This is a genomic window from Sphingomonas sp. CCH9-E2 (assembly GCF_001557215.1).
Classification (GTDB): domain Bacteria; phylum Pseudomonadota; class Alphaproteobacteria; order Sphingomonadales; family Sphingomonadaceae; genus Sphingomonas.
On sequence record NZ_LSJM01000191.1, the window covers coordinates 1 to 5425 of the forward strand.

The window sequence follows — 5425 nt, forward strand, 5'->3', positions numbered from 1 at the left end:
GGTCGGGGCGGTTTCCGGTGATCTACATGCATGACGGGCAGAATCTGTTCGATGGCAAGGCAGCGTTCGCCGGCGAGTGGGGCGTGGACGAGGCGATCACGCGGATGGCGGCGCGCGGCGATCTGCGCGACACGATCGTGGTCGGGATCGTGAACACGGCGGCGCGCTACCGCGAATATTTCCCGGAGAAGGTGGCGGCGCATCTGCCCGAGGCGTATCGCGCGGCGGTGCTGGAGATGGCGGGCGGGCCGTTGCTGGGCGACGCCTATCTGCGCTTCATCGTCGATGAGCTGAAGCCGGCGATCGACCGGCGGTTCCGCACGCTGGCGGGGTCGGCGGACACGTCGGTGATGGGATCGTCGATGGGCGGGCTGATCTCGCTCTATGCGATCGGGGAGTATCCGCGCGTGTTCGGACAGGCGGCGTGCCTGTCGATCCATTTGCCGCTGGCGGCGCCGATGGCACCCTATAGTCGCCCGCCCGAGGGGCCGGAGGCGGTGGCGCGGGCGCTGCGCGCCTGGCTGGCGGGGAGCGCGTTCGATCCGGCGCGCAACCGCGTCTATCTCGACCATGGCACGATGACGCTGGACGCGGCCTATCCGCCGTTCGTCAAGGCGGTCGATGCGATGCTGCCGACGCTGGGCTGGGTGCCGGGGCGGACGTTCGAGTTGCGCAGCTTCACCGGCACCGAGCATAATGAGCGGGCGTGGCGCGAGCGGATCGACATTCCGCTCGCGTTTCTCGACCGGGCGCGTTGAGGGCGAGTTAAACCGCCTTCAGCGCCTCCTCGAAGTCCGCGATCAGGTCGTCGGCGTTCTCGACGCCGATCGAGATGCGGACCAGATTGTCGGTGATGCCGAGCGCCTGTTTGCGCGCGTCGGGGACCGAGAGGTGGGTCATTGCGGCGGGGGCGCTGGCGAGGGTCTCGGTGCCGCCGAGGCTGACCGCGAGCTTGGCGATCTTGAGGCTGTCGAGGAAGGCGAACGCCTCTTTCTCGCCGCCCTTCAAGTAGAGCGAGAAGGTCGATCCGGCGCCGGTGCAGTGGCGGTCGTAAATGTCGCGCTGGCGGCTGCCCTCCTCAAGGAAGCCGAGATAGCCGACGCTTTCAACCTTGGGGTGGGTGCGGAGGTATTCGCAGACCTTGGCGGCGTTTTCGCCAGCGCGGCTCATGCGCAGTTCGAGCGTCTCCAGCGAGCGCAGCAGCATCCACGCGGTGTTGGGGTCGCAGATCGTGCCGATGGTGTTGCGCATCAGGCGGATGGTGTTGATGTGGTCCTTTGACCCCAGCACGCCACCCGCGACGAGGTCGCTATGGCCCCCGGCATATTTGGTCAGCGAATAGACGACGAGGTCGGCACCCTGCTTGAGCGGCTGGGCCCAGAGCGGGCCGAGGAAGGTGTTGTCGATCGCGATCGGCGGCTTGTTGGCGCCGGTGAAGATCGCGTCGCGGCTGGCGGCGACGGCTTCGACATCGACCAGCACGTTGGTCGGATTGGCGGGGCTTTCGAGATAGATGAGGGCGACATTGCCCGATGCGGCCTTGGACAGCACCGCGTCGATCTCTTCGCGCGTCGCGCCGGCGGGGAAGTCGAGCCAGTGGACGCCGAACTTGCCGAGGATGCGCGCGATCAGCGTTTCGGTGGCGGCGTAGAGCGGGCCGCTGTGCACGATCGTGTCGCCGGGCTTGACCATCGCGAGGAACAAAGTGGCGATGGCGGACATGCCGGAGGAGAAGGCGAGGGCGTCTTCCGCCTCTTCCCACACGCCCAGGCGATCCTCGAGGATTTCCTGGTTGGGGCCGTTGAAGCGGGAGTAAACGAGACCCTCGGCGCCGCCGGGACGCTTGCCGGTGACGCCCTCGAAATGGCGCTTGCCCGCGGCGGCGTTGGGGAAGACGAAGGTGGAGGTGGCGAAGATCGGGGGCTTGAGCGAGCCTTCCGACAGCATCGGATCATAGCCATGGCCCATCATCATGGTCGCCGGGCTGAGCTTGCGATTGCCGATCGTGTCGGCGGAGGGCTTGGGGCGGCGGCGGGCGGGAGCGCCGGTGATTGCGGCTTCGTCGGGGGTCTGGTCGGGCGTGTCGGTCATGGCGGGCCGCTCCTGGTATCAGATGAAACTAATTGCCGCAGCCGTCGCACCGATCCGTCACTCCGTCAATGCGATCACCGAAATCTGGCGGCCGTAATCGGGTGCGCCTTCGTGCGTCGCGCGGCGATAGCTGAAGAAACGCGCGGGATCGGCATAGGTGTCCGCGCCGAGCGCCTCGATCCGGCGCAGGCCCGCGGCGGCGAGGCGGTGGACGACATAGGCCTCGAGATCGAACTGGTGGTGGCCGGGCTTGCCGGGGGTGAAGAAGCGCTCGTTCGCCGGGTCGGTGGCGGCGAAGCGGGTGAGGAAGGCGTCGTCGACTTCGTAGCTGGCGCGGGCAATGCAGGGGCCGATAGCGGCGGCGATGCGGGCGCGGTCTGCGCCGAGTTCCTCCATGCGGGCGAGGGTCGCGTCGGTGACGCCGTGGAGCGCGCCCTTCCACCCGGCATGGGCGGCGGCGATGACGCCTGCTTCGCGGTCGGCGAACAGCACCGGCGCGCAGTCGGCGGTGAGGATGCCGAGCAGCACGCCGGGACGGTCGGTGACGAGCGCGTCGCCGTGGGGGCGGTTAGCCTCGTCCCAGTCCGCGCCGACGATCACGGCGTCGGGGGAGTGGACCTGATGGACCGTGGCGAGGCGGCTGCCGGGCGCGATGGCGGCGATCACGCGGCGCTGGTTTTCCTGGAGCTCGGGCGTGGGGGGCAGGCCGCGGCGGCCCATGTCGAGGCTGGCGGTGGGGCCGCTGGTGACGCCGCCGGTGCGGCCCATGAAGCCATGCGCGACACCGTCGAGCGCGGCGGCGCGCAGGATGGTGAGCGCTTCGCTCACAGCGCCAGGCGCATCACGAGGTCGCGGTCGATCTGGCGGCCGACCGGGAAGGCATAGTCGCCGACATGGACGAAGCCATATTTGGCGTAGAAGGCGATGGCGCGGTGGTTTTCCTCGAACACCGTCAGCAGCAGCGCCGGCGCGCGGCGGGCGCGGGCGGTGGTCATCGCCCAGTCCATCAACGCCTGCGCGACGCCGCGTCCGTGCCAGTCGGTCGCAACATAGAGTTGCGAGAGCTGCGCGTCGGCCGGGCCGGCCTGTTCGAGGGTCGGCGGGACCATCTTGGCATAGCCGGCAATGACACCGTCGGCGCGGGCGACGGCCCAGGTGATCGCCGGGTTGGCGAGGTCGCGGCGCAGGCGGCCGTCTTCGCCGAAATTCTCGTCGAGAAAAGCGGCGAGATCCTCGGGCTTGTAGAAATGGGCAAAGGTGTCGCGCCAGCTCGCCTCCGCCATCGCGTCGAGCGCGGCGGCGTCGGCGGGGGTGGGGGTGTCGATGGTGAGGGTGGCCGTGATCGTCATTCCGCAAATCCCGCCGGGATCGGCCAGCCGGGAGCGGTCAGCGCGACGACCTTGAACAAGTCGCCCATCGCGTCGTCCCCGATCAACCGGTCGCGCGCGGCGGCGATGTCGGCGGCGCGGTCGGGGGCGGCGCGGGTGAGGGCGTCGGCGCGCGGTTCGATGCCGAGCTCTCGCAACCATGCACCCTGAGTGACGGGGCCGTACGCCTCCAGCCCCTCGACCCGCGCGGCTTCGATCAGCGTGCCGAAATCGACATGCGCGGTGAGGTCCGCCTCACCCGGATCCTCGAACGGATTGACATAGGCGTGGCCGCGCACCGCCTGCAGCGTGTCGCCGATCGCGGGGCCGGCATAGCCATAGTCGATGACGATCGCGGCGCCGCCCTGTTGCAACAAACGCGCGGCGAGCGCGCGCAGGATCGCGACGCTGGGGGGCGAGGTTTCGAGGATCGAGCCTTCGGGCGCGTCGCGGAACTGCGGCGGGATGATCAGATCGAAGATGGTGTTGCCGATCACGGGGATGAACAAGGTGTCCTGACACGCGACCAGCCGCTCGCGCCAGCCTTGTGGCGTCTTGACCAATTGCCGGATCGGGAGCGCGTCGAAGAATTCGTTCGCGACGACCAGCAGCGGCTGGTCATCGGGCAGGCCGACCAGATCGAGCGACCATTCGGCGTTCGGCACTGCCTTGGCCTGTTCGGCGCGCAGCATCGGGCTGTTTTCGACGAAATGCACCGGCGGGGTCAGGCCGGCGCTGCGCATCGCGCGCAGCGCATCGCTGGCGAGCGTGCCGCGACCCGGGCCAAGCTCGACATAATGGCAGTCGGGGCGGTCGGCGCGGTCCCACAGATCGGCGAGTGCGAGGCCGACGAGTTCGCCGAACATCTGGCTGATCTCGGGCGCTGTGGTGAAGTCGCCGCGCGTGCCGAGCGGATCGCGGGTCGCGTAATAATGGGTGTTGGCCGCGCCCATATATTGCGAGAGCGGGATCGGCCCGGCCAGGGTGATGGCGCGGGCGATGCGCTCGGGCAGCGGGCCGTCTGGATTAGCCTGTTCGGTCATCGCTTGGCGACATGCCCTCCCCCAACCCCTCCCGCAAGCGGGAGGGGAGATTTACGCAACGGTCTGATCGCCCGCAAAGGGCTCGACCCGCTCGCGCCGCTTTTTCGCGGTGGCGATGAGGTAGAGGCCGCCGAAGATCATCGGCAGCGTCAACAGCTGGCCCATGTGCAGGCCGGGCGTCGCGAAGATGGTGCCGTCGAACTGCGCGTCATGCTCGCGGAAGAATTCAACGAACCAGCGCGACAGGCCATAGCCGAGGATGAAGGTGCCGACGAGCTTGCCCGGCTGATAGCGCGCGTCGGTCTTCCAGAAGAGGAACCACAGGACCAGGCCGACGACGAGGCCCTCAAGCCCCGCTTCGTAGAGCTGGCTGGGGTGACGCGCGAAGGTTTCGCCGGTCGGCTGGGTGAGATCGCGCATGTCGTAGACGATGCCCCATGGCACATTGGTGGGATGACCCCACAGCTCGCCATTCACGAAATTGGCAATTCGCCCGAAGAACAGGCCGAAGGGGACGCAGCAGGCAACATAGTCGTGGACCCGCAGCCAGTTGAGCTGTTCCTTGCGGCACAGCCACAGGATCGCGAGCATCACGCCGATCGTGCCGCCGTGGAAGGACATGCCGCCTTCCCACAATTGCACCAGCTTGAGCGGTTCGAGGAACAGGGCCGGTTGGTAGAAGATCACATAGCCGAGCCGCCCGCCGACGATGATGCCGATGGTGGCGTAGAACACCATGTCATCGGCATGGCGGCGCGCCATCGGCGCTCCGGGCTGGGCCAGCAGCTTGAGCAGATACCACCAGCCGACCAGGATGCCCGCAATATAGGCGAGCGAATACCATTTGAGCGTGAAGAAGCCGAGGTTCAGCGCGACCGAATGCAGGCCGAGGTCGCTGAACTGGATATGGGATGTCGCTTGCGC

The 5425-nt window shown here is 68.0% G+C and carries 6 protein-coding genes; 1 reads left to right on the forward strand and 5 read right to left on the reverse strand.

What is annotated here, in order from left to right; translation table 11 throughout:
• The coding region (locus AX681_RS09330; RefSeq protein WP_066682112.1) for an alpha/beta hydrolase at positions 1–758 on the forward strand (758 nt) is incomplete at its 5' end.
• Between the two features lie 7 nt (positions 759–765).
• Here the strand turns inward: AX681_RS09330 and AX681_RS09335 are convergent.
• From AX681_RS09335 to lgt, 5 genes are all read right to left on the reverse strand, one after another.
• A complete protein-coding gene (locus tag AX681_RS09335; protein ID WP_066662877.1) occupies positions 766–2091 on the reverse strand; it encodes a cystathionine gamma-synthase family protein in 1326 nt (441 codons plus the stop codon).
• 57 nt (positions 2092–2148) lie between these two features.
• Positions 2149–2919 carry a peptidoglycan editing factor PgeF gene (gene pgeF / locus AX681_RS09340; RefSeq protein ID WP_066662880.1) on the reverse strand — a complete coding sequence of 257 codons (771 nt, stop codon included), beginning with the start codon at positions 2917–2919 and terminating at the stop codon, positions 2149–2151.
• The gene (locus AX681_RS09345) at positions 2916–3440 is read right to left on the reverse strand and encodes a GNAT family N-acetyltransferase (RefSeq protein WP_066662882.1); all 525 of its coding nucleotides are present in this window, start codon (positions 3438–3440) and stop codon (positions 2916–2918) included. The genes pgeF and AX681_RS09345 overlap by 4 nt, the downstream gene beginning before the upstream one ends.
• On the reverse strand, positions 3437–4501 hold the full coding sequence (locus AX681_RS09350) for a class I SAM-dependent methyltransferase (protein WP_066682125.1): 1065 nt from the start codon (positions 4499–4501) through the stop codon (positions 3437–3439). The genes AX681_RS09345 and AX681_RS09350 overlap by 4 nt, the downstream gene beginning before the upstream one ends.
• Before the next feature lie 51 nt (positions 4502–4552).
• Positions 4553–5425, reverse strand: an 873-nt coding sequence (lgt, locus tag AX681_RS09355; protein WP_066682128.1) for a prolipoprotein diacylglyceryl transferase, incomplete at its 5' end; no start/stop codon positions are given.

Coding starts and splice junctions, on each gene's coding strand:
- AX681_RS09335 (WP_066662877.1), bottom strand. CDS start 2,091: ATGACCGACACGCCCGACCAGACCCCCGACGAAGCCGCAATCACCGGC.
- AX681_RS09345 (WP_066662882.1), bottom strand. CDS start 3,440: ATGACGATCACGGCCACCCTCACCATCGACACCCCCACCCCCGCCGAC.
- AX681_RS09350 (WP_066682125.1), bottom strand. CDS start 4,501: ATGACCGAACAGGCTAATCCAGACGGCCCGCTGCCCGAGCGCATCGCC.